At 62.3% G+C, this 25,696-nt stretch carries 22 protein-coding genes and 1 rRNA gene; 21 read left to right on the top strand and 2 right to left on the bottom strand.

From position 1 onward, the window contains the following. From rrf to glpK, 8 genes are all read left to right on the top strand, one after another. Nucleotides 1–88 (top strand): 5S ribosomal RNA (gene rrf, locus ACZ6WW_RS20455); the annotation flags it as partial. A 513-nt stretch (nucleotides 89–601) separates the two neighbouring features. Beyond that, nucleotides 602–871 (top strand): hypothetical protein, encoded by a 270-nt coding sequence (locus ACZ6WW_RS20450; protein ID WP_465275835.1) that lies wholly within the window; start codon nucleotides 602–604, stop codon nucleotides 869–871. A gap of 73 nt (nucleotides 872–944) precedes the next feature. After that, nucleotides 945–2,150, top strand: coding sequence for an enoyl-ACP reductase FabV (gene fabV / locus ACZ6WW_RS20445; RefSeq protein ID WP_465275834.1), 1,206 nt, complete (start codon nucleotides 945–947; stop codon nucleotides 2,148–2,150). 72 nt (nucleotides 2,151–2,222) lie between these two features. Beyond that, nucleotides 2,223–2,816, top strand: coding sequence for an HAD family hydrolase (locus ACZ6WW_RS20440; protein WP_465275833.1), 594 nt, complete (start codon nucleotides 2,223–2,225; stop codon nucleotides 2,814–2,816). A 56-nt stretch (nucleotides 2,817–2,872) separates the two neighbouring features. After that, a complete protein-coding gene (locus ACZ6WW_RS20435; RefSeq protein WP_281851779.1) occupies nucleotides 2,873–3,652 on the top strand; it encodes a DeoR family transcriptional regulator in 780 nt (259 codons plus the stop codon). Nucleotides 3,653–3,843: 191 nt separating this feature from the next. After that, nucleotides 3,844–5,331, top strand: a complete 1,488-nt coding sequence (gene glpD / locus ACZ6WW_RS20430; protein ID WP_465275840.1) for a glycerol-3-phosphate dehydrogenase — start codon at nucleotides 3,844–3,846, stop codon at nucleotides 5,329–5,331. 42 nt (nucleotides 5,332–5,373) lie between these two features. After that, nucleotides 5,374–6,204: an MIP/aquaporin family protein gene (locus ACZ6WW_RS20425; protein WP_281852833.1), complete on the top strand. Its 831-nt coding sequence runs from the start codon at nucleotides 5,374–5,376 to the stop codon at nucleotides 6,202–6,204. Between the two features lie 8 nt (nucleotides 6,205–6,212). After that, a complete protein-coding gene (gene glpK / locus ACZ6WW_RS20420) occupies nucleotides 6,213–7,727 on the top strand; it encodes a glycerol kinase GlpK (protein WP_465275832.1) in 1,515 nt (504 codons plus the stop codon). Between the two features lie 223 nt (nucleotides 7,728–7,950). Here the strand turns inward: glpK and ACZ6WW_RS20415 are convergent, their stop codons facing one another. Next, the gene (locus ACZ6WW_RS20415; RefSeq protein WP_281851781.1) at nucleotides 7,951–8,886 is read right to left on the bottom strand and encodes a carbohydrate kinase family protein; all 936 of its coding nucleotides are present in this window, start codon (nucleotides 8,884–8,886) and stop codon (nucleotides 7,951–7,953) included. A 274-nt stretch (nucleotides 8,887–9,160) separates the two neighbouring features. Between ACZ6WW_RS20415 and ACZ6WW_RS20410 the strand changes: the two genes are divergently transcribed. The 13 genes from ACZ6WW_RS20410 to ACZ6WW_RS20350 all read left to right on the top strand — a co-directional run bounded on the left by ACZ6WW_RS20410 (nucleotide 9,161) and on the right by ACZ6WW_RS20350 (nucleotide 23,694). Next, a complete protein-coding gene (locus ACZ6WW_RS20410) occupies nucleotides 9,161–10,207 on the top strand; it encodes a rod shape-determining protein (protein ID WP_281851782.1) in 1,047 nt (348 codons plus the stop codon). Between the two features lie 197 nt (nucleotides 10,208–10,404). Then, nucleotides 10,405–11,385 carry a rod shape-determining protein MreC gene (gene mreC, locus ACZ6WW_RS20405; RefSeq protein ID WP_465275831.1) on the top strand — a complete coding sequence of 327 codons (981 nt, stop codon included), beginning with the start codon at nucleotides 10,405–10,407 and terminating at the stop codon, nucleotides 11,383–11,385. Further along, nucleotides 11,382–11,873, top strand: coding sequence for a rod shape-determining protein MreD (gene mreD, locus ACZ6WW_RS20400; RefSeq protein ID WP_465275830.1), 492 nt, complete (start codon nucleotides 11,382–11,384; stop codon nucleotides 11,871–11,873). Before mreC ends, mreD begins: the two co-directional genes overlap by 4 nt. 6 nt (nucleotides 11,874–11,879) lie before the next feature. Next, a complete protein-coding gene (mrdA, locus tag ACZ6WW_RS20395) occupies nucleotides 11,880–13,868 on the top strand; it encodes a penicillin-binding protein 2 (protein ID WP_465275829.1) in 1,989 nt (662 codons plus the stop codon). Then, on the top strand, nucleotides 13,865–14,980 hold the full coding sequence (gene rodA, locus ACZ6WW_RS20390; protein ID WP_465275828.1) for a rod shape-determining protein RodA: 1,116 nt from the start codon (nucleotides 13,865–13,867) through the stop codon (nucleotides 14,978–14,980). The genes mrdA and rodA overlap by 4 nt, the downstream gene beginning before the upstream one ends. A gap of 73 nt (nucleotides 14,981–15,053) precedes the next feature. Next, on the top strand, nucleotides 15,054–16,055 hold the full coding sequence (mltB, locus tag ACZ6WW_RS20385) for a lytic murein transglycosylase B (protein WP_465275827.1): 1,002 nt from the start codon (nucleotides 15,054–15,056) through the stop codon (nucleotides 16,053–16,055). Then, nucleotides 16,055–16,984: a septal ring lytic transglycosylase RlpA family protein gene (locus tag ACZ6WW_RS20380; RefSeq protein WP_465275826.1), complete on the top strand. Its 930-nt coding sequence runs from the start codon at nucleotides 16,055–16,057 to the stop codon at nucleotides 16,982–16,984. The genes mltB and ACZ6WW_RS20380 overlap by 1 nt, the downstream gene beginning before the upstream one ends. A 279-nt stretch (nucleotides 16,985–17,263) precedes the next feature. Further along, on the top strand, nucleotides 17,264–18,511 hold the full coding sequence (locus ACZ6WW_RS20375) for a D-alanyl-D-alanine carboxypeptidase family protein (protein WP_465275825.1): 1,248 nt from the start codon (nucleotides 17,264–17,266) through the stop codon (nucleotides 18,509–18,511). Between the two features lie 16 nt (nucleotides 18,512–18,527). Then, the gene (locus tag ACZ6WW_RS20370; RefSeq protein WP_281851790.1) at nucleotides 18,528–18,821 is read left to right on the top strand and encodes a DUF493 family protein; all 294 of its coding nucleotides are present in this window, start codon (nucleotides 18,528–18,530) and stop codon (nucleotides 18,819–18,821) included. 161 nt (nucleotides 18,822–18,982) lie between these two features. Continuing rightward, nucleotides 18,983–19,651, top strand: coding sequence for a lipoyl(octanoyl) transferase LipB (gene lipB, locus ACZ6WW_RS20365; RefSeq protein WP_281851791.1), 669 nt, complete (start codon nucleotides 18,983–18,985; stop codon nucleotides 19,649–19,651). Between the two features lie 10 nt (nucleotides 19,652–19,661). Then, complete coding sequence (gene lipA, locus ACZ6WW_RS20360) at nucleotides 19,662–20,663, top strand: lipoyl synthase (RefSeq protein WP_465275824.1); 1,002 nt, start codon at nucleotides 19,662–19,664, stop codon at nucleotides 20,661–20,663. A 12-nt stretch (nucleotides 20,664–20,675) separates the two neighbouring features. Beyond that, nucleotides 20,676–22,946 (top strand): carboxy terminal-processing peptidase, encoded by a 2,271-nt coding sequence (locus ACZ6WW_RS20355; protein WP_465275823.1) that lies wholly within the window; start codon nucleotides 20,676–20,678, stop codon nucleotides 22,944–22,946. A 130-nt stretch (nucleotides 22,947–23,076) separates the two neighbouring features. Beyond that, nucleotides 23,077–23,694, top strand: coding sequence for a DUF4126 domain-containing protein (locus ACZ6WW_RS20350; protein ID WP_465275822.1), 618 nt, complete (start codon nucleotides 23,077–23,079; stop codon nucleotides 23,692–23,694). Between the two features lie 151 nt (nucleotides 23,695–23,845). On the opposite strand, the gene ACZ6WW_RS20345 is transcribed toward ACZ6WW_RS20350, so the two are convergent. Continuing rightward, nucleotides 23,846–25,570: a M1 family metallopeptidase gene (locus ACZ6WW_RS20345; protein ID WP_465275821.1), complete on the bottom strand. Its 1,725-nt coding sequence runs from the start codon at nucleotides 25,568–25,570 to the stop codon at nucleotides 23,846–23,848. Nucleotides 25,571–25,696: the final 126 nt, after the last annotated feature.

Below are 25,696 nucleotides of genomic sequence, written 5' to 3'. Positions count from 1 at the left end.
CCCGATCCCATCCCGAACTCGGAAGTGAAACGCAGCTGCGCCGATGGTAGTGTGGCATTGCCCATGCAAGAGTAGGTCACCGCCAGGGGCTTTATTTAAAAACCCGTCTCGATTTCGAGGCGGGTTTTTTCTTGTTGCGGTTCGGGTCGAAGACCCGCACTGCAACAGGTCACCGCCAGGGGCTTTATACTGAGAAACCCGCATCAATCGATGCGGGTTTTTCTTTGTTGCTGTGCAAGTCGAAGGCGCACACTGTTACCTCGACCCTCCCACTCGTCATCCCGGCGCAGGCCGGGATGACGAGTAGGGGAGGCTGAGGTTATTTGAGGTTCCCCTCTCGGACAGGCGCTACGGTCGCGACTGAAGTCGCTCCTACAAGCTAGCCGGGCCTGCCTGAGTTTGTAGGAGCGACTTCAGTCGCGACCGCCACCTCCCAACATCACCGTGCACTCGGTCGTCGCCCGGCCCGTACCTTGGAATACGATACGCCATCGAATCACGAGGACACTCAATGCTGGATCTAGTCGGAGGTTGGCTAGTCGGCCTTCTATTGCAGGGCCTATACGAACTAGGCTTCCGTTCGGTAGCCCAGCTCCGCCCCATGGAACAGCTTCGCCGCAAACCCAGACATTGGGCGGCGATTGTCTGGTGGGCCATCTTCGGAGCGGCGGCCGGCGATATCAGCTTGTTTGTCTTGCCCACGCGACTCGCCACCGGAGCATGGAGCATCGCTATTGCCCTGCTAGTTCCCTTGCTCGCCGGACTGGCCGCGTTCCTGCTGAGTGGCTGGCACAGAAGTCGTTTCGCCTGCGGCTATGTCTTCGCATTAGCCTTCATCCTGTTGCGATACTGGCTTGTAACCCAGGGCTGAAACATACCCTACGGAAGCGCATGTCCCGCTCCCCTATTAGAATGGCCGTCTTGTTGAATCATCGAGGTCCTCCGTGATCATCCATCCCAAGGTTCGTGGCTTTATCTGCATCACTGCGCATCCGGTCGGCTGCGAGAAAAACGTGCTCGAGCAAATCGAGATCACCAAGGCTGCCGGCGTTTCCGCGTCGGGTCCCAAGCGTGTGCTGGTGATTGGTGCATCCACGGGCTATGGACTGGCATCGCGTATCACTGCGGCGTTCGGTTACGGCGCGGCAACCCTCGGTGTGTTCTTCGAGAAGCCGTCCAGCGATACCAAGACCGGTACCGCCGGTTGGTACAACTCCGCCGCATTCGACAAGCTCGCCAAGCAGGCTGGCCTGTACAGCAAGTCGATCAATGGCGACGCGTTCTCTGACGAAACTCGCGCGCGTGCGATCGAGTTGATCAAACAGGAGATGGGCGGCCAGATCGACCTGGTGGTTTATTCGCTGGCATCGCCCGTGCGCAAGCTACCGGCTACCGGTGAACTCGTTCGCTCTTCGCTCAAGACCATCGGTGAAACATTTACGGCATCGTCGGTCGACACCAATCGCGACACCGTCGTGCAGGTATCGGTGGAACCCGCGACCGAGCAGGAGATCAAGGACACCGTCACCGTCATGGGTGGCGAAGACTGGGCGCTGTGGATCGAAGCGTTGAGCAAGGCGGGCGTGCTCGCCGATCACGCCAAAACCGTGGCTTATAGCTACGTCGGCACGGAAATCACCTGGCCGATCTATTGGCACGGCACGCTGGGCCAAGCCAAGCAGCATCTGGACAACACCGCGCGCAACCTGCGCAGCCAGTATGCCGCACAGCATCTCGACGCCTATGTCGGCGTGATGAAGTCCGTCGTCACCCAGGCCAGCGCTGCCATTCCGGTGATCCCGCTTTACGTCTCCATGGTGTTCCGAATCATGAAGGAGAAGGGCATCCACGAAGGCACGATCGAGCAGATCAACCGTCTGTTCCATGATCGCCTGTACCGTCAGGACGCCAAGGCACCGGACACCGATAGCGAAGGCCGCCTGCGCCTGGACGACTGGGAGCTGCGCGACGATGTGCAGCAGGCCTGCAAGGACATGTGGCCGACCGTGACCACCGATAATCTGTGGGAACAGACCGACTACGCAGGCTACAAGCAGGATTTTCTGCGCCTGTTCGGTTTCAAGCGCAAGGACGTCGACTACGATGCCGACGTCGATCCGAACGTGACCTTCGACGTCGTCGAGCTGTAACTCCAAGTCACCGATGACCCCGTGTTGTGCCGGACCGCGCAGGTCCGGCGCAGTCGATGAAGGACGCATCGCATGAATCTCGCGCTGTTTGATTTCGACGGAACGATCACGACTCGCGAGATGTATCGCGACTTCATCCAGGTCGCCGTGCCGCGACATCGTCGTGCGTTCGGAGCCTTCCTGTTCGCTCCCATGGTGGTGGGCTACAAGCTCGGCTGGATCTCCGGCTCGGTGATTCGCGCGGCAGTGGTCGCCTATGGGTTGCGTGGTGTTACCGAAGTGGCGATCGATGAAGCCGGCAAGCGCTTCGCGCGCGATACCTTGCCTGGCGTCCTGCGCGTCAACGCCATGGAACGGATCCAATGGCACAAATCCCAGGGCGACCGTATCGTGGTCGTCTCCGGTGCGCTGGACGTCTATCTCTCGCATTGGTGTCGCGAGCATGAGCTCGAGCTGATATGCACCTCGCTCGAAGCAAAAGATGGCCGTTTGACCGGTCGCCACCGCGGTAAACAATGTGTAGGCAAGGAAAAAGCGCAACGCATCATGCAGGCGCTCGACCTTCAGACATTCCCCACGATCTACGCCTACGGCGACACCAAGGAAGACCTGGATATGCTGGGCCTGGCGCACAAGAAGTTCTATCGTTGGTGCGAAATGGGTTGATGGCTCCCAGACACTGGCGCCATGATGACCATGTAATACGCCGTGCCGGAGGAACGATGGATCCACGACTCAACCGACGCCAGGAAGAACTGGTGGCGATCGTGCAGCGCGAAGGCTTCGCCGCGGTGGACCAGCTCGCCGCGCATTTCGACGTCGCACCGCAGACGATCCGTCGCGATCTGAACCTGCTGGCCGATTGCGGTCTGCTCCGTCGCTATCACGGTGGCGTGGGTGCACCGTCGAGCGTGGAGAACGTCGCCTATGCCGCGCGCCAAGGTCTACAGCAGGCGGAAAAGCAGCGTATCGCGGCATCGATAGCCAGCCAGATCCCGGACGGCGCGTCGCTTTTCATCAATCTGGGCACGACCAACGAAGTGGTCGGCCGCGCCCTGCTCGAACATCGCGGCCTGCGCGTCATCACCAACAACCTCAATATCGCGATCGCGCTCAGCGACAACCCGACCTTCGAGGTCATCGTCGCTGGCGGGGTAGTGCGCGGCCGCGATCATGGCGTCACCGGCGAAGCGACGATCGAGCTGGTCCGCCAGTTCAAGGTGGACTACGGCATCATCGGTATTTCCGGTATCGAACTCGACGGTACGCTGCTTGATTTCGATTTCCACGAAGTGCGCGTCGCCCAGGCGATCATCGAGCACTCGCGCCAGGTGTTCCTGGGCGCGGACCACAGCAAGATCGGCCGTAACGCCATGGTGCGGCTCGGCGACTTCTCGCACGTCGATGCGTGGTTTACCGATCGTCAGCCGCCGGAGGCACTCTTGCCCGTACTCGAAGCGGCCGGCACCCAGCTACACATTGCCGAAGGCGACCCCGAGTAGCGCCTTTCCCAGGGTTCGCTGCGGTGCAGCGTGTCATGTTCGTTATTGTTCGAATATGCTCGTTTATACGCAGGCGACCGGCCTGCTGATCGTGAAATGTTCGTATACGAGCATTCGGGCCTGCATGGGGCCTCACCCTCAGCGCCGTTTCGCCCTCCCGCAGGCGAATGGAGTGGGTGATGGTCGAGCACGTGGTCGAGCAGGTCGATGTACTGGTGGTCGGCGGTGGCGTGAACGGCGTAGGCATCGCCCGCGATGCCGTGGGCCGAGGACTCTCCGTCTGGCTGTGCGAGCGTGACGACCTGGCGGCGCACACCTCCAGTGCCAGCACCAAGCTGATTCATGGTGGCCTGCGCTATCTCGAACAGTTCGAGTTCGCCCTGGTCGGCAAGGCCTTGGCCGAGCGCGAGGTGCTGCTACGTGCGGCGCCGCACATCATCTGGCCGTTGCGCTTCGTCCTGCCCCATCAGCCGCACCTGCGGCCGGCCTGGATGATTCGCATCGGTTTGTTCCTCTACGACCATCTGGGTCGCGGTCGTCGCACCTTGCCTGGCTCGCGTCGGGTCCGCTTCGGCAAGCATGTCACCGGCGAACCGTTGCGCGACGAATTCACTCAAGGCTTCGTCTATTCCGACGCCTGGGTGCAGGACGCACGCCTGGTCGTGCTCAACGCCATGGATGCCGCGCGTCGCGGTGCGAAGATCGAAACACATACGCGCTGTGTCAGCGCGACACGCGAAAGCGATGGTTGGGTGGCCGAGTTGGAATCGCGCGACGGGCGTCGCTACACCGTGCGCGCAAAAGCGCTGGTGAATGCGGCAGGACCATGGGCTGCTTCGTTTCTCGACAACGTTGCGCACATCAAACACGAGCACTCGCTGCGTCTGATCAAAGGCAGCCACATCGTCGTGCCGAAGCTGTACGACCATCGCTACGCCTATATCTTCCAGCAACCGGATCGCCGCATCGTCTTTGCCATTCCCTACGAGCGCGATTTCACGCTGATCGGCACGACCGACATCGAGTACAAGGACGATCCCTCGCATCCGGTCATCAGCGACGAAGAGACGCATTATCTCTGCGATGCGGCCAATCGTTATTTCAAGAAGCAGCTGACCGCCGCCGATGTCGTGTGGAACTACAGCGGCGTGCGTCCTCTGTTGCAGGACGAAGCGGGTAGCGCGTCGGAAGTCACGCGCGACTATCAGCTCGATCTCGACACGAATGGACCACCGCTGCTCAATGTCTTCGGCGGGAAGCTCACCACATTCCGCAAGCTGTCCGAAGAAGCGGTCGATCGGCTCGCTCCGTTGCTCGGTAACAACAAGCCGGCATGGACGGCCGATGCGAAACCGCTACCGGGCGGCGGTGAACGCGATATCGACGGCTTGCTCGAAGACATTCGTTCGAGTCGTCCTTGGCTGTCCGAAGCCTTTGCATGGCGACTCGTGCACAGCTACGGCACACGTGCGCGTGACCTGCTTGGCGAAGCCGGCAGCCTCGCTGCGCTGGGCGAGCATTTCGGCGCCGATCTGTATCAGGCGGAAGTCGATTACCTGGTGCGTCACGAATGGGTGACAGAGGTCGAGGATATTCTGTGGCGTCGTAGCAAGCTGGGTTTGCGCATCGAAAAAGAAGGCGTCGCACGCCTCGCGGCCTACCTGGAAAAACGTGCATAAAAACCCCTGGCGGGGCCATTCCGTGAACCGATGGAGAGAGGGATCATGCGGCAGCAAATCGGCGAGTTGATATCTGAAGCCTTGGCCATGTTCATCATCATCGCCTTTGGCGATTCGGTGGCATGTATGTACGTGCTCTACGACCCGAGCCCCTACCAGAACGCCTATTGGGGCGTCTGCATCGCCTGGGGCCTGGCGGTGACGATCGCGATCTACGCCACCGGCTCGGTCTCGGGAACACATGCCAATCCGGCAGTGACGCTAGCGCTGGCCTTGTTCCGCGATTTCTCATGGTCGAAGGTTGTGCCGTACTGGATCGCGCAGGTGATCGGTGCCTTCCTCGGAGCAAGCGTCGTCTACGTGTTGTTTGGCCCGGTGATCGACCATTACAACGAGGTGCATCAGCTCACCCGCGAGGCCGGAGGGGCCGCCGGGGTTTTCTTCACGCATCCGGGCTTGGCGATTACGCCGATGCATGCGTTGCTGGATCAAATCATCCTCACCGCGTTTCTACTGTTCGGCATCTTCGCGATCACCGAGCAGTACAACGAGATGGCGCCGGGCGCTAACTCCGGTGCGTTGATGATCGGTCTGCTGGTAGCGACGATCGGTGCATCGATGGGTTATCTCGAAGCCTGGGCGATCAATCCGGCGCGTGATTTCGGCCCGCGTCTTTTTGCGTATTTCGCTGGTTGGGGACGCTCGGCGTTGCCCAGCCCGGACAACTACTGGTGGGTGCCGATCGTCGGTCCGCTGATCGGCGGTGTCGTCGGTGGCGCAGCCTATCAGTATCTCGTGCATCCGTTCCTGCCGGCACGTCAGCGCGCGCTCGAACAACAGCGCCAGTCGGCTTCCGTCAATTCGGCTCAGTGAGGCGAGACATGAACAAGCGATACATACTGGCGATCGATCAGGGCACTACCAGCTCGCGCACCATCCTGTTCGATCACGACGGCAATATCGTCGGCACCGCACAGCGCGAATTTCCGCAGATCTTTCCGCAGCCGGGCTGGGTCGAACACAACCCGCGCGAGATCATGACCAGCGTGCTGGTCACGATGACCGAGGTGATCAATCAGACCGGCGTCGATCCGGCCAGCATCAATGGTATCGGCATCACCAATCAGCGCGAAACCGCCGTAGTCTGGGACAAGACCACGGGCCAGCCGATCTACAACGCCATCGTGTGGCAATCGCGCCAGACCGCGGAAATCTGCGAGCAGATCAAGGCGGATGGTCATGATGGGTTATTCCGCGAAAAGACCGGGCTATTGGTCGACGCTTATTTTTCCGGCACCAAGGTCAAGTGGATACTCGACAAGGTCGAGGGTGCACGCGAGCGTGCAAAGAAAGGCGAGTTGCTGTTCGGAACGATCGACACCTGGCTGATCTGGAATCTCACTGGCGGCAAGGTACACGTCACCGATTACACCAACGCCTCGCGCACCTTGATGTACGACATCTACAAGCGCGAATGGGACGACGAGCTGCTCAAGATACTCGACGTGCCGCGTGCGATGTTGCCCGAGGTGAAGTCGTCGAGCGAGGTCTATGGCAACGTTCAGGCCAAGCATTTCTTTGGCCATGAAGTGCCTATCGCGGGCATCGCCGGCGATCAGCAGGCGGCGCTGTTCGGGCAGGCGTGTTTCGAGCCGGGCATGGCCAAGAATACCTACGGCACTGGCTGCTTCATGCTCATGAATACGGGCGACAAGGCGGTTCGTTCCAAGAACGGTTTGCTCACGACGATTGCCTGGGGTGTCGATGGCAAGGTCGAGTATGCATTGGAAGGCAGCATCTTCGTCGCCGGCTCGGTGATCCAGTGGTTGCGCGATGGTTTGCGCATGTTGGGCAAGGCAAGCGATTCGCAGGACTATGCTGAACGGGCGCGCGACAACGACGGCGTTTATTTCGTACCGGCGTTTGTTGGCCTGGGTGCGCCGTATTGGCGCAGCGATGTGCGCGGCGCGGTGTTCGGTTTGTCGCGTGGCACGACCAAGGAGCAGTTCATCCGCGCCGCGTTGGAGTCGATGGCGTATCAGACGCGCGATGTGCTTGAGGCCATGCAGAGCGACTCGGGGATTCAGTTGAAGGAGCTGCGCGCGGACGGCGGCGCGATCGCCAACGATTTCATGGCGCAGTTCCAGGCGGATATTCTCGATGTAACGCTCCTGCGTCCGAAAGTGCAGGAAACGACGGCGCAGGGCGCTGCGTATCTTGCCGGGCTTGCCGTGGGCTTCTGGGAGAGTCGAGACGATATTTCCAGGCGCTGGGCAGTGGATCGTCAGTTCAAGCCGTCGATGCAGAAGGATCGGCGTGAAGAGCTGTATGCGGGGTGGAAGCAGGCGGTGCAGGCGACGATGGGGTTCAAGCCGGCTAAGGATAAGATCGAGTGAAGAACCTCCTCATACTCGTCATCCCGGCGCAGGCCGGGACCCAGTGGCTTCGGTTTTAGGTTTTCGCGATAGAGCAGAATTTATCGTCTCTCGCGATAACCGATCGCAAAGCCACTGGGTCCCGGCCTGCGCCGGGATGACGATATATGGGGAGTTCTCGCAAGGTTGGAAAAGAAAAGGCCTCCGGAGATCGGAGGCCTCATCAAATCAAGAAAACAAAACTTTAGATCGCGTAACCAAACTGATCCGCAAATTCCTTGGCAAACTCAGCATACGTAAACCGCTGATTCTGCGTCCCCGGGTGCTCCACCTTCAGCGCACCCATCAACGAAGCCATACGACCCACGGTCGGCCAATCCTTGCCCTTCATGATGCCGAAGATCAGCCCGGCGCGATAAGCATCACCACAGCCAGTCGGATCGACCACCTGACGCTCGCGCGCCGGCGGAATCTCATGCGTCGTACCATCGGCAAGATGAATCAACGACCCACGCGGCCCCTGCGTCACGATGTACGCATCGACGCGCTGCGCGATCTCCGCCGCAGTCCAACCCGTGCGTGACTGCAACAACTGCGACTCGTAATCGTTGACGATCACATAGGTCGCCTTTTCGATCATCGAGCGGAACTCGTCGCCGTTGAACAACGGCATCGCCTGGCCCGGATCGAAAATGAAAGGCACCTTGCGCGACGCGAATTCGTCGACATGCTGCAGCATCGCTTCGCGGCTGTCCGGCGCAACGATTGCAAAAGTCACTTCAGGAATATCGCGCACATGGTTTTCGTGCGCGCTCGACATCGCACCCGGATGGAATGCGGTGATCTGGTTGTTATCCAGGTCGGTCGTGATGAAGCACTGCGGCGTGAACTGCTCGTCGTACACGCGCACGTAGTCCATGCGGATGCCGAACTCTTCCATGTGCTGACGATACGGCGCGAAGTCCTGGCCGACGGCAGCCACCGGCAACGGATCGGCGCCAAGCAGTTTCAGGTTGTACGCGATGTTGCCGGCGCAACCGCCGAACTCGCGACGCATGCGCGGCACCAGGAACGACACATTCAGGATATGCACCTGATCGGGCAGGATGTGATTCTTGAACTGGTCCTGGAACACCATGATGGTGTCATAGGCCAGCGATCCGCAGATAACGGCAGACATGGTGCGTGAAAGCCCCCGAGCTGGTGAAAAGTGAGATGAAAGCGGCCGCGTCGCATCCCGTTACCCCGGGTTCGGCCAAACCCGGGGATAGTACCTTTATCCGTTCGCCAGGGCGAATATCTGTCTTTTTTCTGACCTCGCTCCGAAGGCAGAAAATGCACTTATCACCGCGATCTACAAGGGTTTCTTAACGAGATACTCCTTGCGTGGAGGGTGCGGCGACACTAAACTGGCTCGCTTACTTTTTAGCCAGACCAGGGTGTACGGCGGCCACATGTTCAAGAAGTTTCGCGGGATCTTTTCTAACGATATCTCCATCGACTTGGGCACGGCCAACACGCTCATTTATGTGCGTGGTCAGGGCATTGTGCTGAACGAGCCTTCGGTGGTGGCCATTCGTCAGGACCGTGGTCCGGGCGGTCCGCGCGCTGTCGCAGCCGTCGGTAGCGATGCGAAGAAGATGCTGGGCCGAACCCCGGGCAATATCGCCACCGTCCGCCCGATGAAGGATGGCGTGATCGCCAACTTCTCGATGACCGAGGCGATGCTGCAGCATTTCATCAAGCAGGTGCACCGTTCGCGTCTGCTGCGCCCGAGCCCCCGCGTGCTGGTCTGCGTGCCCTGCGGCTCGACCCAGGTGGAGCGCCGCGCGATCAAGGAATCGGCCGAAGGCGCCGGCGCCCGCGACGTGTTCCTGATCGAGGAACCGATGGCCGCCGCGATCGGCGCCGGTATTCCGGTGCATGAGGCGCGCGGCTCGATGGTGCTCGATATCGGCGGCGGTACCTCCGAGGTGGCCGTCATCTCCTTGAACGGCATCGTTTATTCCCAGTCTGTCCGCGTCGGTGGCGACCGCTTCGACGAGGCGATCATCAACTACGTGCGCCGCAATCACGGCACCCTGATCGGCGAGTCCACCGCCGAGCGGATCAAGATGGAAATCGGCTGCGCTTTCCCGCAGACCGACGTGCGCGAGATCGAAATCTCCGGCCGTAACCTGGCCGAGGGCGTGCCGCGCATGTTCACCATCAACTCCAACGAGGTGCTCGAGGCCCTGCACGAGCCGCTGTCGGGCATCGTGGCGGCGGTGAAGTCGGCACTGGAACAGACCCCGCCGGAACTGTGCTCCGACGTGGCCGAGCGCGGCATCGTGCTCACCGGCGGTGGCGCGCTGCTGCGTGACCTGGACCGTCTGATCTCCGAAGAGACCGGCCTGCACGTGCAGGTAGCCGACGAGCCGCTGACTTGCGTGGCGCGTGGCGGTGGCAAGGCGCTGGAGCTGATCGACCAGCACGGTAGCGATTTCTTCGCGCCGGAATAAGCAGCAGGCCCCTCGCTCGAGGGGGTCGTCAATGCCCTCTGCCGGTCAGGCAAGAGGGCCGGGTAAGGAGCGGTACGCTTGATCTTGTCGATCGAAAACTCTTCTTTCGGCGCATCGCGGTCGCTCCGCATCCTTACCGTTCGTGTTTTCCGCCGGATACCGGTGTTCGTCCCACGCAGTACGGGTAGTCCGGTTTCATGGCGCTGACGCGCGAAGACAATTCTCCGCTGTTTGCCGGCACCGTCGCCGGCACGCTGCGTTTGATCTTTTATCTCGCGCTGGCCATGGTGCTGATGGTGCTCGACCATCGAAACGGCTGGATCTGGCGCATCCGTTACTCCATGTCGGTGGTGGTGGAGCCGGTCTATCGGCTTGCCGGCTTGCCGGCCGCGGGTATGCGCACGCTGACCGTGGCGTTTGCCGACCGCAAGCTGTTGACCGAGCAGAACCAGCGGCTGCGCGAAGACCTGTTGCTGGCCAATGCCAAATTGAACCGCATGGCCGCGGTGGCCGAGCAGAACCAGCGTCTCAAAGGCCTGCTCGACACCCAGCACAGCCTTGAGCTCAACGTGCAGCTCGCTCGCGTGATCGGCATGGACCTGGGCACCAACCAGCAGCGACTGGTGGTGAACCTGGGTGCGCGCGACGACATCAAGCAGGGCCAGGTGGTGATCGACGCGCATGGCGTGATCGGCCAGATCGTCGAAGTGCTGCCGACCACCTCGATCGTGATGCTGGTGACCGACCCCAATCACGCCACGCCGGTGATGGTGGAGCGCACCGGCCTGCGCACCGTGGCCTATGGCGTGCGCGAGGGCGACCAGCTCAGCCTGCCCAACGTGCCGATGGCCGCCGATATCCGTGCTGGCGACAAGCTGTTGAGTTCGGGCCTGGGCGGTCGCTTTCCGCCCGGGTTTCCAGTCGGTGAGGTGTTGAGCGTGGGCCAGTCGCAATCGGGCATGTTTCTCGAAGCGCGTGCACGACCGACCGCCGATATCGACCGCAGCGACGACGTGCTGATCCTGCACGATCAGGCCGAGCCGGTCGGTCCGCCGTCACCCGCCGCGCCAGTCGGCCCGCCGGCTAGCCTCGCGCCGCCGCCGGGCGAAGTCGCCGCGCCTGCCAGCGCGCGTACGGCGGCAACGCCAGCTTCGACCACTTCGGCGGTGCAGCCATGAACAAGCAGCGTCTGAGTGCCCTGTGGGTCGCCGGTACGTTGGCGTTTGCGCTGCTGTCGATGCTGGTGCCGCTGCCGGGCGTGTTGCAGCCGTTCAAGCCGTACTGGCCCGCGCTGGTGTTGATCTACTGGGCGCTCGAATCCAATGACCGCGTCAGCCTGGGGCTGGCCTTCATAGTGGGTCTGGCTGCCGATCTGCTCGACGGTCTGCTGTTGGGCGAGCAGGCGCTGCGCCTGTGTGCGATCGTTTTTATCGTGTTGCGCTTCCGCTCGCGCCTGCGCTTCTTCCCGATGTGGCAGCAGACGTTGGCGGTGTTGGCGCTGTTGGTGAACGACCGCATCTTGTTGTTGATCGTGCGCGTGTTTGCCGGCGACGCGTTGCCGCCGCCGAGCTGGTGGATCTCGCCCTTCGTCGGTGCGGCCCTGTGGCCCTTTGTGTTCCTGTTGCTCGATGACCTGCGGATGCGCCTGCGCATCCAGCAGCAATAGGCGCGCATGGCACGGCGTTCGCTCAAGGACACCCGCGGCGAAAGCGCGCTGTTCCGGCGCCGCGCGCTGGCGGGTTTTCTGCTGATCCTGATCGGGCTGGGCGCGCTGATCGGCCGCTATGTCTATCTGCAGGTCTACCACCACGACGAGTTCGCCTCCCGCTCGGAAAGCAACCGCATCAAGCCGCGCGCGATTCCGCCGGCGCGCGGGCTGATCTACGACCGCAATGGCGTGCTGCTGGCCGACAACGTGCCCGCGTTCCGCCTGGAAGTGATCCCCGAGCAGATCGACGATATGCCGACCCTGCTGGCCGAGCTAGGCAATGTGATTCCGCTCAGTGCCGACGATCTGGACAACTTCAAGAAGCAGCTCAAGCAGAACCGTCGCTTCGACAGCGTGCCGTTGAAGCTGCGCCTGACCGAGGACGAGATCGACCGCTTCGCGGTGAACCGCTGGCGCTTTCCCGGTGTGGACGTCGTGCCCTATCTGACCCGGCGCTACCCGCTGGGGCCGCTGTTTGCCCATGTGGTGGGCTACGTCAGCCGCATCGATGCGGACGATCTCAACCGGCTCGACCCGGAGCGCTACAAGGGCACCAGCCACGTGGGCCGCACCGGGCTGGAGCGTTCGTACGAAGACATGCTGCATGGCACGCCGGGCTACGAGCTGGTCGAGGTCAATGCCGACGGGCGCGTGCAGCAGGTGCTGAAAACCTATCCGCCGATACCGGGCAAGAACCTCTATCTCAGCATCGATGCACGGGTGCAGAAGGCGACGACCGATGCTTTCGAAGGTCGCCCGGGCGGCGCGGTGGCGATCGATCCGCGCAATGGCCAGGTGCTCTCCATGGTCAGCGTGCCGAGCTACGACCCCAATCTGTTCGTCAACGGCATCAGCCGCGTCGACTACAGCTCGCTGACCAATGCACCGGACAAGCCGCTGCTCAATCGCGCGCTGGTCAGCGCGTATCCGCCGGGTTCGACGGTCAAGCCGTTCCTCGCGCTGGGCGGCCTCGAATACGGTATCCGCCGGCCGGAGGACACCGTGCTGTCGACCGGTCAGTTCTGCATTCCGGGGCAATCGCGCTGTTACCGCGACGACACGCCCGGTGGCGACGGCACGGTCAACATGGTGCGGGCGATCCAGAAATCGACCAACACGTACTTCTACAAGCTTGCGCTCGACCTCGGCATCGATCGCCTGAGCAGCTGGATGGGCAGCCTGGGCTTCGGTGATCGGACGGGTATCGACCTGGTGGGCGAAGGTCGCGGCATCCTGCCATCGCGCGAGTGGAAGGCATCACGCAGCAAGGCAGGCTGGTTTCCGGGCGAAACCATCATTGCCGGCATCGGGCAGGGTTACTGGAACGTCACCGCGTTGCAGCTGGCGCACGCCACCGCAACATTCGCCGGACACGGCACGCCGTATGCACCGCGACTGGTCATGTCGACCCAGGACGCCGGCGTGAATGCGCAGCCGCAGCCGTTGGCCAACCCGCCGAGCGGCCCTTCGGTGATCAAGAATCCCGCGCACTGGAATACGGTCAACCAGGGCATGGAAGCGGTGATCACGGGCGGTACCGGCAAGATCGTCTTTACTGGCTTCCCTTATCTGGTTGCTGGCAAGAGCGGTACGGCCGAACGTTTCTCGCGCAAGACCGACGCCTACGACACCAACAAGAATTCGGCGTATCTGGCCAAGCGCCATCGCGCCTGGTTCATCGCCTATATGCCTGCCGATGCGCCCAAGATCGCCATGGCGGCGATGGTCGAGGCCGGCGCCTGGGGCGCGTCGGATGCCGGTCCCATCGTGCGTAAGACGCTCACGGCGTGGATTGAAACGCAGGGCGGGGCAGTGCCGCCGATGACGCCCGAAACGGCGCCGCAGGTACCTGTCGACAACGATCAACCGGAAGATGCGCCAGTCGCGACACCGGCGGACATGCCGGCCGCTCCCAGCAGCACGACTGAAGACAACGACGGAGACGCACAATGATCGAAGCGGCTCTGATGCGTTTGCGCTATTTCCTCAAGCGCATCATGACGCGCCCGCGCATCGACCTGCCGCTTGCCGGTGGTCTGCTGCTGCTCGCCTGCGCCGGCCTGGTCACGCTCTATAGCGCGGGCGGCAACAACATGGCGCTGGTGGTCGGGCAGGCCGGCCGCTTCGTCATGGGCGCGGTGCTGATGGTGGTGATCTCGCGCATCCCGCCGTCCGTGCTGCGTGGCTGGACACCGTGGCTGTATGCCGGCAGTACCGCGCTGCTGCTGGTGGTGGCTGCGCTGGGTGAAGGGCGCGGTGCATACCGCTGGCTGGATCTTGGCGTGATGCGCTTTCAGCCATCGGAACTGCTCAAGCTCACCATGCCGATGATGGTGGCCTGGTATCTGCATCCCCGCCAGCTGCCGCCGAGCTGGAAAGACATCATCGTCGTCGGCATCTTGATCGCCATACCGGCCGGTCTGATTGCCGAGCAGCCGGATTTGGGCACGGCCTTGCTGGTCGCTGGCGCGGGCGCGTTTGCGCTGTTCCTGTCGGGCATGGCCTGGTGGAAGATCGGCAGCCTGCTGGCGGCCGTGGGCGGCATGATTCCGGTGGCCTGGCACTTCCTGCACGAATACCAGCGCAACCGCGTGCGCACCTTGCTCGATCCCGAATCCGATCCGCTCGGCAACGGCTGGCACATCATCCAGTCGCAGATCGCCGTCGGCTCCGGCGGCGTCTTCGGCAAGGGCTGGCAGCACAGTACGCAGTCGCGCCTGGACTTCCTGCCCGAACACACCACCGACTTCATCTTCGCGGTGTTTTCCGAAGAGTTCGGCCTGGTCGGTGTGATCGCCATCGTGACGCTCTACGCCTTCATCATTGGCCGCTGCCTGTGGATCGCCATGGAAGCGCGCGAAACCTATTCGCGCCTGCTCGCCGGCGCGATCGGCATGAGCTTTTTCGTGTACGTCTTCGTCAACGGCGGCATGGTCGCGGGCATGTTGCCGGTGGTCGGCGTGCCGATGCCGTTGGTGAGTTATGGCGGCACATCGGCGGTGTCGTTGTTGACGGGATTCGGCGTGTTGATGTCGATCCATGCCAACCGAAAGATGCACGTGTGAGGCCGCGAAGCCGGCGGCTTTACCGCTCACCTCATGCTAGGCTCCGAGAAAGCCGTACCAAACGAAGTAGCCCATGACAATGACGTCTGTCCCACATCGTGTTTTCCGTCTGGCAGCATTCGCTGCGTTTTTCGTCAGTAGCGTCGTCGCCGCTGAAACGCACCCCGGCCAGGACAAGCTGGTCAAAGAGATAGCGTTGGAGACGGGCAAGGACCCGAAGGCGCTGAACGCATTGCTCGATGGCGCCAAGAAGCAGCAGAGCATTCTCGATGCGATCAGCCGCCCGGCCGAAGCCAAGCCGTGGAAGGACTACCGTCCGATCTTCGTCACCGACAAGCGCATCAGTGACGGCATCGCGTTCTATCGCGAGCATCGCGAGCTGATCGAAGGCATCGCGCACAAGTACCATGTCGCCCCGGAATACATCGTCGCCATCGTCGGTGTGGAAACCTCCTACGGGCGTATTACGGGCAAGTACAAGGTGCTCGATGCGCTGGTCACGCTGGGGCTGTATTACCCGCCGCGCCAGGCGTTTTTCCGCGATCAGCTCAAGGTGCTGCTGACCTTGCCCGAGAATCATCTCGCCGGCCCGGTCGATACGCTGGTGGGCTCGTATGCCGGTGCGCAGGGCTGGGGACAGTTCATGCCCTCGAGCATCCGCGATTTCGGCGTGGACGAAGACAACGACGGGCATATCGATCTGCATAATTCGCTGCCCGATATCCTGGCCAGTGTCGCTAATTATTTTGCCAAGCACGGCTGGGTCGAAGGTGGCCCGGTCGCCGAGCAGGCACAGCCCGATGCGCACGCCAAGCCGATCACCGTGAAGGATTCCACGCCGCAGTGGCCGCTGGAGCAGTTGGAGGCATGGGGCTACGCACCGCTCAAGCAGCTCAACCCCGGGCAGATGACCAGCCTGCAGTCGCTCGATGGCGCCAATGGCAAGGAATACTGGTTCACCTTCCAGAATTTCTACGTGATCACACGCTACAACCGCAGTCCGCTCTATGCCTTGTCGGTGCATCAGCTGGCACAGGCCATCGCCGACGGGGTACATGGGGGAGAAGCTCATTGATGAAGCTGCTGCGCGGACTGGCAGTTCTGGTGGTACTCGTATTGTTGGTCGGTTGCGGCGGCGGCAAGACCCGCCCAGGCAAAGCGTCTTCGTCGTCGACGACACGCAGCAGTTCAAGTGGGGGCAGCAGTGGCAGCAGCAGTGGCGGCTTCCGTGACGACATCAGCAAGTCGCAAAGCAGCCGCTATCGCGACAGCGACGATAGCGTGCCCTCTGGTCCGCCGCCGGACCTGAGCAAGCTGGTTGAGCCGACGCCGAAAAACGAGCCGCGCTCGCTGTACGGCAACAAGTCGCCGTATTCGGTGCTGGGGCGCAGCTACAGCGTGCTGCCGAGCGCCAGCGGTTACGTCGAGCGTGGCATCGCATCGTTCTACGGCAACAAGTTCCACGGCTTCAAGACCTCCAATCTGGAGGACTACGACATGTACAAGTTCAGCGCGGCGCACAAGACTCTGCCGATTCCGAGCTATGCGCGCGTGACCAACCTGGAAAACGGCAAGAGCGTGGTGGTGCGCATCAACGATCGCGGTCCGTTCCATGAAAACCGCATCATCGACCTGTCCTATGCGGCGGCGGTAAAGATCGGCGTATGGCCCAAGGGCACCGGCCTGGTCGAAGTGCGCGCGCTGGTGCCCGGCGAGCCCGACCTGCCGCCGCCCCCGCCGGCGCCTTCAGTGATAGCCGGCACACCCAAACCCGGCATTTTTCTGCAGGTGGGCGCGTTCTCCGACAATGCCAACGCCGAGCGTGTCGCGCAGCAGCTGCGCGCGGCCAATCTGGCCCCGGTACAGGTGATCGACGCCCAGATCGGCGGTCGCGCGGTGCGCCGCGTGCGGCTGGGGCCGATCAGCGACGTGGACTCAGCTGACCAGATCACTACTCAGATTGAAACCATGGGTCTGCCCAGGCCGCAGGTCGCGGTAGACTGATGCAATTGCCGCCTCATAGGGCGGCGGAGTGACGATGGTACGGTTGTTGGAGCGAAAACCTCTGACAACCGCCTCTACCTCGTCATCCCGGCGAAGGCCGGGATCCAGTGGCTTCGGTTTGTGGTTTTCGCGGTAGAGCAAATCCTTGATGACTCTCGCGACAACCAGCTGCAAAGTCACTGGATCCCGGCCTGCGCCGGGATGAGGAGGGTTGTGAGATTTTTCAAAAGTCGCTCCCCCGATATCGCTTCACCTTTTTCAGGATTTCAAGAGATCACGATGAGCCTTCTGCGCCGTACCCTTTCCTCGCTTGCCGTCGCCGCCCTGGTTGTCGGCACCGCCTTCGCCCAGCAGACGCCGACCCCGACTCCGCAGGTTCCGCACCCCACACCGGTGCCGCGTCCGGTGGTGCCCGATGCGCCGGTGCCGCCGCCGCCGGATGTGGAAGGCAAGAGCTGGGTGCTGATGGATTACGCCACCGGCCAGGTGCTCGCCTCCAAGGACCCCGACGTACGCGTCGAGCCTGCTTCGATCACCAAGGTCATGACCGATTACGTCGTGTCGGCCGAGGTCGCCAACGGCAAGGTTCACATGGAAGACAAGGTCACCATCAGCGAAAACGCCTGGCGTGGCGGTGGTGCGGGGACCGACGGCTCGACCAGCTTCATGCAGCTCAACAGCCAGGTCACGCTCAAAGACCTGCTCTACGGCATGATCATCCAGTCCGGTAACGACGCCGCCATCGCGCTGGCCGAGCATACGGCCGGCTCCGAGGGCAACTTCGCCAACCTGATGAATGCCTATGCCAAGCAGCTGGGCATGGTCAATTCGAACTTCCAGAATGCGTCGGGCTACCCGATCTCCAATCACTACACCACCGCGCGCGACATCGCGATCCTTTCGCGCGCGCTAATTCACGACTTCCCCGAGGACTACGCCATCTCGGCGATCAAGGACTTCGAGTGGAACGGCATCAAGCAGCACAACCGCAACCTGCTGCTGTGGCGCGACCCGAGCGTGGACGGCATCAAGACAGGCCATACCGCCGCCGCCGGCTTCTGCCTGGCCGCCTCGGCCAAGCAGGGCGACGCACGCATGATCGCCATCGTGATGGGTGCCAGCAGCGAAAAGGCGCGCGCCGATGCCGCCATGGCGCTGCTCAGCTACGGCTTCCGTTTCTACGAAACCCACAAGCTGTACGACAGCAACAAGCCGCTGGCTACCCCGAAGCTTTGGAAGGGCACGGAAAACCAGCTGCCGATCGGCGTGACCGATAACGTGCTGGTCACCGTCAAGCGCGGCGACTACGACAAGCTCAAGGCCGAGATGGACATCCCGGCCACGCTGATCGCACCCTTCACCAAGGGCCAGCAGATCGGCACCCTGCGCGTCACGCTCGACGGCCAGCCGGTGCAGAACGTGCCGCTGGTCGCGCTGAACGACGCGCCGCAAGGCGGTTTCTTCGCGCGCCTGTGGGACAGCATCATGCTGTGGTTCCATAGCGACAAGAAACCCGAGACAAAGTAAAGCGGAGGGCGGCACCATGCGCGATATCAGCATCGATGACCTGAAGGCCGAAGGCGGCAAGGGCTTCGAATTTCCCGGCGAACACGACATCACCGCCATCGGCAACGCCAGCGCAGAGCTGACCGTGAAGGTGCCGGAAATCCTGCTCCGGGTCGGCGTGCGCGTCGACCACGAAACCGTGCGCTACCGCGCCACCGACAAGGGCAACTACGCCTCGGTCACCGTCAGCGCCTTTTACGAGACGCGCGAGCAGTACGACGAGGCGCGCAAGGCTTTGCATGACGATCCGGATATTCGGACGACGTTGTAAGAGCGGTAAATGGTTAACAGTAAACAGTAAATGGGAAGAGCAAGGGCCGCCGGCTCTTGCTCTTTCTGTTTACCATTGACCATTTACTGTTTACCCAGCCGGGCCTTGCATCCGTCAGCCCCAGACCTCAAATCAAGCCAATCCCCGGTTCAGGCCACCCCATGTCCTTGCCCCTAAAAATTCGCCGCCTCGGCCGCCAGCCCTACGAGGCGACCTGGAACGCGATGAAAGCGTTCACGGACCAGCGCGATAGCGACACGATCGACGAACTTTGGCTGCTCGAGCACGATCCGGTGTTCACCCTGGGCCAGGCCGGCAAGATGGAGCACGTGCTGATGCCGGGGGATATCCCGGTGGTCCCGGTGGATCGGGGCGGGCAGGTGACGTATCACGGGCCGGGCCAGATCGTGGGGTATCCGCTGATCGACCTGCGCCGGGCCGGCGTGGGCGTGCGCGAGATGGTCTGCAAGATCGAGCAGGCCCTGATCGACACCATGGAGCACTGGAACATCGTCGCCGAGCGCGTCGAAGGCGCTCCGGGCGTCTATGTCGGCGGGGCCAAGGTCGGCGCGCTGGGCCTGCGCGTGCGGCGCGGCTGCAGCTTCCACGGGCTGGCCTTCAACGTCAACATGGACCTGGAACCGTTTCACCGCATCAATCCTTGTGGCTACAAGGGTTTGGCGGTCACTCAGGTGCTAGACTTGGGCGGTCCGTCGCAGCTGGCGGATGTCGAAGACGTGCTGATCGGCGAGTTCTGCCGGCAGTTCGGTTTCGATGCCGAGCCGGCCGCCCCCGTTCTCCCCGAACTCCCCGCTCGCGTAGCGGTCTGAGCCTGTCTACATGAGCGAAATGACCCCTTCCAAGGCTATCCCGATCAGCGTTGTCTCCGGTGCACCGGTCGACAAGCAATTGGGCAACGACAAGATCGCGCTCAATCGCGCGGGTTTTGACACGGCCGTGCCCGTCCTGCGTAAACCGAGCTGGATCCGCGTGCGCCTGCCGCAAGGCAATGCCGTGCAGCAGCTCAAAGCCCGTCTGCGTGAAAACTCGCTGGTGACGGTGTGCGAAGAAGCCTCCTGCCCGAACATCCACGAGTGTTTCAGCAAGGGCACCGCCACCTTCATGATTCTCGGCGAGGTCTGCACGCGCCGCTGCTCGTTCTGCGACGTGGCCCACGGCCGTCCGGCCGCGCCCGATCCGCTGGAGCCGGCACGCCTGGCCGAGACCATCCGCGACATGCGTCTGCGCTACGTGGTGATCACCTCGGTCGATCGCGACGACCTGCGCGACGGCGGTGCCGAGCATTTCGCCGCGTGCATCCGCGCCACGCGTCATGCCGCGCCGAACATCAAGATCGAGATCCTTACGCCCGATTTCCGCGGCAAGGGTCGCATGGAGCGTGCGCTGGAAGTCCTCAAGGACTATCCGCCGGACGTGTTCAACCACAACCTGGAAACCGTGCCGCATCTGTATCGCGAAGTGCGCCCGGGTGCCGATTACCAGTGGTCGCTGGATCTGCTCAAGCGCTTCAAGGCGCAGCATCCGGACGTCCCGACCAAGTCCGGCATCATGCTGGGCCTGGGCGAAACGATGGAGCAGGTGCTCGAGACCATGCGTGATTTACGCGCGCATGACGTCGACATGATCACCATTGGCCAATACCTGCAGCCGACGCCGCATCATCACCCGGTGGTGCGTTATTGGACGCCGGAAGAGTTCGAAGCGCTGCGTGAAGCGGGCGAAGCGATGGGCTTTGGCCACGTCGCTTCCGGTCCGCTGGTACGTTCGTCCTATCACGCCGACCTGCAGGCCCATGCAGCCGGTGTCACCGAGCACGCCTAAATAAGAGGCCTCATGAAATTTCGCCGCACTTCGCTTGCTCTCCTGCTCGCCCTCACCCTGACGGGCGGCCTCGGTCTCCACGCGCAATCGGCCGCTGATCTCAGCGATAGCGCCCAGCCGCGTAAAGCCTCGTCGTTGCCGCTGAAGCCCACGTTGACCGAAGCGCAGGCCGCGCAGCTGTCGGCACGCTTCCTGACGCGCTTCCATTACGACGCCCAGCCGCTCGATGACGCCATGTCGGCCAAGATCTACAAGGCCTACTTCGACGGTCTCGACGGCGAGAAGGTGTTCTTCACCCAGGAAGACATGGCGAAGTTCGCGCCGCTGAAGACGCAGTTCGACGACGCGATCTGGAACAAGGACCTGTCCGGTCCCTTCTCGGTATTCAATCTCTACGTGCAGCGCGCGGTCGATCGCATGACCTACGCGCGCGGCCTGCTCAAGCAGGGCTTCGACCTGACCAAGGACGAGAGCTACGCCTATGACCGCAAAAAGGCCGACTGGCCCAAGGACAAGGCCGAGCTCGACGACCTGTGGCGCAAGCGCACCAAGAACGACTGGCTGCGCCTGAAGCTCGCAGGCAAGAGCGACGACGATATCCGCAAGACGCTGGACAAGCGCTACGCCGGCTACATCGACCGCGTGCGCCAGCTCGACGGCGAAGACGCGTTCCAGACCTTCATGAACGCCTACGCTGAATCCACCGATCCGCATACCGATTACCTCGGCCCGCGCGCGGCGGAAAACTTCGACATCGCCATGAAGCTCTCGCTCGAAGGCATTGGTGCGGTGCTGCAGACGCGTGACGAATACACCGCGATCCGCGAGATCGTGCCGGCCGGCCCTGCGGCCAAGTCCGGCAAGGTGCACGTGGGCGACCGCATCGTGGCGATCGGCCAGGGTACCGAAGGCCCGATGACCGACGTGATCGGCTGGCGCGTCGACGACGTGGTCAAGCAGATTCGCGGCAAGAAAGACACCACGGTGCGCCTGGAAATCCTGCCTGCCGATGCGGGCGTGGACGGCAAGCACGAAATGATCAGCCTGGTGCGCCAGAAGGTCAGCATCGAGGAACAGGCCGCCAAGAGCCGCGTCATCGACATCAAGGACGGCGACGTCTCGCGCAAGATCGGCGTGATCGAGCTGCCGACCTTCTATTCCGACTTCGGTGCGCGTCGCGAAGGCGACAAGAACTTCAAGAGCGCCACCCGCGACGTCGCCAAGCTGCTTGGCGAGCTCAAGGCGCAGGGTGTCGAAGGCGTGGTGATGGACCTGCGCAACAACGGCGGCGGTTCGCTGATCGAGGCGAACGAGCTGACCGGCCTGTTTATCGACAAGGGCCCGGTGGTGCAGGTGCGCGATGCGCGTGGCCAGATCGACGTGCAGGGCGACGACACCCCCGGCATGTCCTGGAGTGGCCCGTTGGCGGTGCTGACCAACCGTGGCTCGGCCTCGGCGTCGGAAATTTTCGCGGCGGCGATCCAGGATTGGGGCCGTGGCCTGATCATCGGCGAGCCGACCTTCGGCAAGGGCACGGTGCAGAACCTGGTCGATCTCGACCGCTTCGCCACCAGCCCGAGCGAGAAGCCGCAGTTCGGCGAACTGAAGATGACCATCGCCGAGTTCTTCCGCATCAACGGCGGCTCGACCCAGTTGAAGGGCGTGACACCGGACATCCAGTTCCCGAAGAACGGCGACGAGAAGGACTTCGGCGAATCGACCTACGACAACGCGCTGCAGTGGACGCAGATCGCTCCGGCCGACTACAAGCCGGTCGCCGATCTCAAGGCGTACCTGACTCAGCTCCAGGCCAAGCACGACGCACGCGCGCTCAAGTCGCCGGGCTGGAAGCTGATGCTCGACGAGCTGGCGCAGTACAAGACCATGCGCGACAAGACCACCATCTCGCTCAACCTTGCCCAGCGCGAGGCCGAGCGTAAGCAGCTCGACGCGATCCAGGCCGACTTCCGCGCCCGCCACAAGGCGATCGACGGCGGCACCGGTGTGGCGGGTGACGATGCCCAGGATGCGCTGGACGACGGTCTGAACCCGAACGAGCGCAGTCTGAAGTCCGAACTGCAGGCCGAGAAGGATGCCAAGAAGGCGAAGGATTCGCAGCTACAGGAGACCGCGCACATCCTGTTCGACGCAGTGGGCATGATCAAGGCCGATCCGAAGATCGCCGCGGCTGTGCTGCCTTATGGCGGCAAGGACCACGACTGGGAGACGACCGCTGCCGTGAATACGGAAAAGCCGGCCGCCAGCCCCGCTGCTGCGCACTGAGTACCGTTTCAGATGCATAAAAAAGGCAGCGCTTCGGCGCTGCTTTTTTTTGCTCGTAGGGTGGGCCACTTGACGCCACCGCGTCGCTGCGCAAGCGTAGGCGCCATGCGTCGGCTCGGGAGCCCAAGCCATGGATACCTTGCAGAGCTTGGCGTTGGCAGGTGGCCTGTCCCTGGGGAGCGGGATACGCCTTTATGCCACCGTGTTTATCGCTGGCCTGCTTGGCCGGCTGGGTTGGGTGCCGCTGCCGGAAGGCCTGCAGGTGCTGACCAGCTACTGGGTACTGGGTATTTCCGGCGTGTTGATGCTCGGCGAATTTCTCGCCGACAAGATCCCTGCGTTCGATAGCGTCTGGGATGCCGTGAACACCTTCATTCGCATCCCGGCGGGCACCTTGCTGGCCTGGGGCGTGTTCAAGAATGCGCCGGGCGGCGAGCAGGTCGCGGCGGCGTTGATCGGTGGCGCCATCGTATCGGGCACGCATCTGGCGAAGGCTGGCGGGCGCGCCTTGATCAATACCTCGCCCGAGCCGGTAAGCAACTGGACGGCGAGCTTTGGCGAGGACATCTCGCTGATCGGCGTGCTGTATCTGATGTGGGCACACCCGGCGGCGATGCTGGTGGTGCTGGCGTTGTTTCTGCTTCTGTTGGTTTGGCTGTTGCCGAAGATCGTGCGTGGCTTGCGCGCGCTCTTTCGTCTGCTGAGTGGCGTACGAAATCGCCTTGACACAAGCGCGGGTCGCGACTGAAGCATCGTCTAAAAAAACCTCAGTTTTCATCGTCGCCCCGGCGAAAGCCGGGGCCCAGCGTCTTTCGTATGTTGCAGCGTAAGGCACTGGATCCCGGCGTTCGCCGGGATGACGACTAGGAAAGGGTGTTTCTAGAGATGCTGCCGCGGACTTATTTCTTCTTCTGACTCTGCTGCCACTGCTGATACTCAGCCACATGCGGCAACTCCCGCAGCAACTTCGAACGCGGATCGACAATCACCAACGTCCCGGCCGGTACCTGCGCTGATGCATTCCCATCGGTCATCGGGAAGGTCTGCACCTTGTCGCCGATCTGTACCTCCACCGGCATCGGGAACGGCTTGTTGTCCGCTAGCTGCCAGTGCAGCTTCAAGGTGTCGCCATCACGCTGCACATCGAGATTCGGCAACTTCGCCTGATACAGATAGGCATCGAAGAACCACGACATATCGCGACCGGTCACTTGGTTGACGATCTTGATGTAGTCGCCGGTGCTGGCGTAATGCGGAGCGAAGTTACCCGGCTTCGGATCCGGGCGGCCGTACACCAGTCGGCGGATACTTTCGAAGAACGCCTGATCGCCGATCAGCCCACGCAACGTGTGCAGCATCAGCGAGCCTTTGTAGTAGATGTCGTTCGCCGGCCCCTTGTCGGCGTCGTACACCTCATGCTCGAACTGGCTACGGCCGGCCACGACCGGGAACGCGTTCTTCACCTTGACGCGCTCGTCCTGCAGCATCGCGAAATACGGCATGTCGCCATAGAGATATTGGCCGTACAGCGGTTGCATATACGTGCCAAAGCCTTCGTGCAGCCACATATCGTCCCAGTCGGCATTGGTGACCTGGTTGCCGAACCACTCATGCGAAAACTCGTGCTGCAACAGCCAGTCGAAACCGTACGGCCCCTTGGCGTAGCCGTTGCCGTAGGCGTTGATGGTCTGGTGCTCCATGCCCAGATGCGGCGTTTCCACCACGCCCATCTTTTCGTCGCCAAACGGGTAGGGCCCGATTTCCTGCTCGAAGAAATCGAGCATGCGCGGGAATTCGGCGAACAGCTGTTTGGCCTTGTCCTCGTTGCCGTGCAGATACCAGAACTGCATCGGAATCGTGTTGCCGTAGTGGCTCTTGTAGTTGCCCTGCAGCAGCTCGAACGGGCCGACATTGATCGAGATCGCATAGGTGGTCGGATGCTTGGCGCGCCAGTGATACGTGCGCTTGTTACCTTCGTCCTTCACTTCGATCAGCTTGCCGTTACCCGGAGCTACCAGTGGCTTGGGCACGGTGACATAGAGATCGACCAGATCGGGTTTGCCTTGCGGATGGTCGATGCACGGCCAGAACAGATCGCAACCTTCGCCCTCTACCGCACTGGCCACCCACGGCTGACCATCGGGCGTGTGACTCCAGACGAAGCCACCGTCCCAGGGCGCACGCTTGGCGACATGTGGCTTACCGCCGTAGCGCACGTCCACCGTCACCTTGCGGCCCTGCGCCAGCGGCTTGGGTAGATGGATGCTCAGGCGGCCATCGGGATTGCTCCAGGCGGCGGCGTCGAGCTTCTTGCCGTCGAGCGTGATCGCGCTGATTGGCAGGTTGTGATCGAGGTCGAGCAGCAAGGTGTCGGTGCTGCTCTTTGCCGTGAAGGTCAGACGCGCATCGGCATCGATGGTTTGCTGCGTCGGATCGACGCCGATATGCAGCTCGGCATGATCGAAATTCACCCGCTGCTGTTCGACCGGCATGACGCCGCCGGAGCGGATGGTCTGCTCGCTCAGTGGCGGCTGATCGACCGTCGGCGTGTCGGAGGCATAGGCGCTGCCAGCGCACAGGATGGCGAGAGCGAGTAGGGACAGCGTCGGGCGCGTGTTCGTCATGGAGGCCACCGTGGTTAAAGACACAGGATGGCAGTGTGAGGGCTGTGGAGGTATCGCCGAAAGTCATGGTTGTGGGGTAAGAGCCCCCCTCACCCCAGCCCTCTCCCCCGGCGAAGCCAGGGGAGA

It is taken from the genome of Dyella sp. NPDC103356 (assembly GCF_055584465.1).
This window is presented reverse-complemented; position numbering and strand designations above follow the sequence as displayed.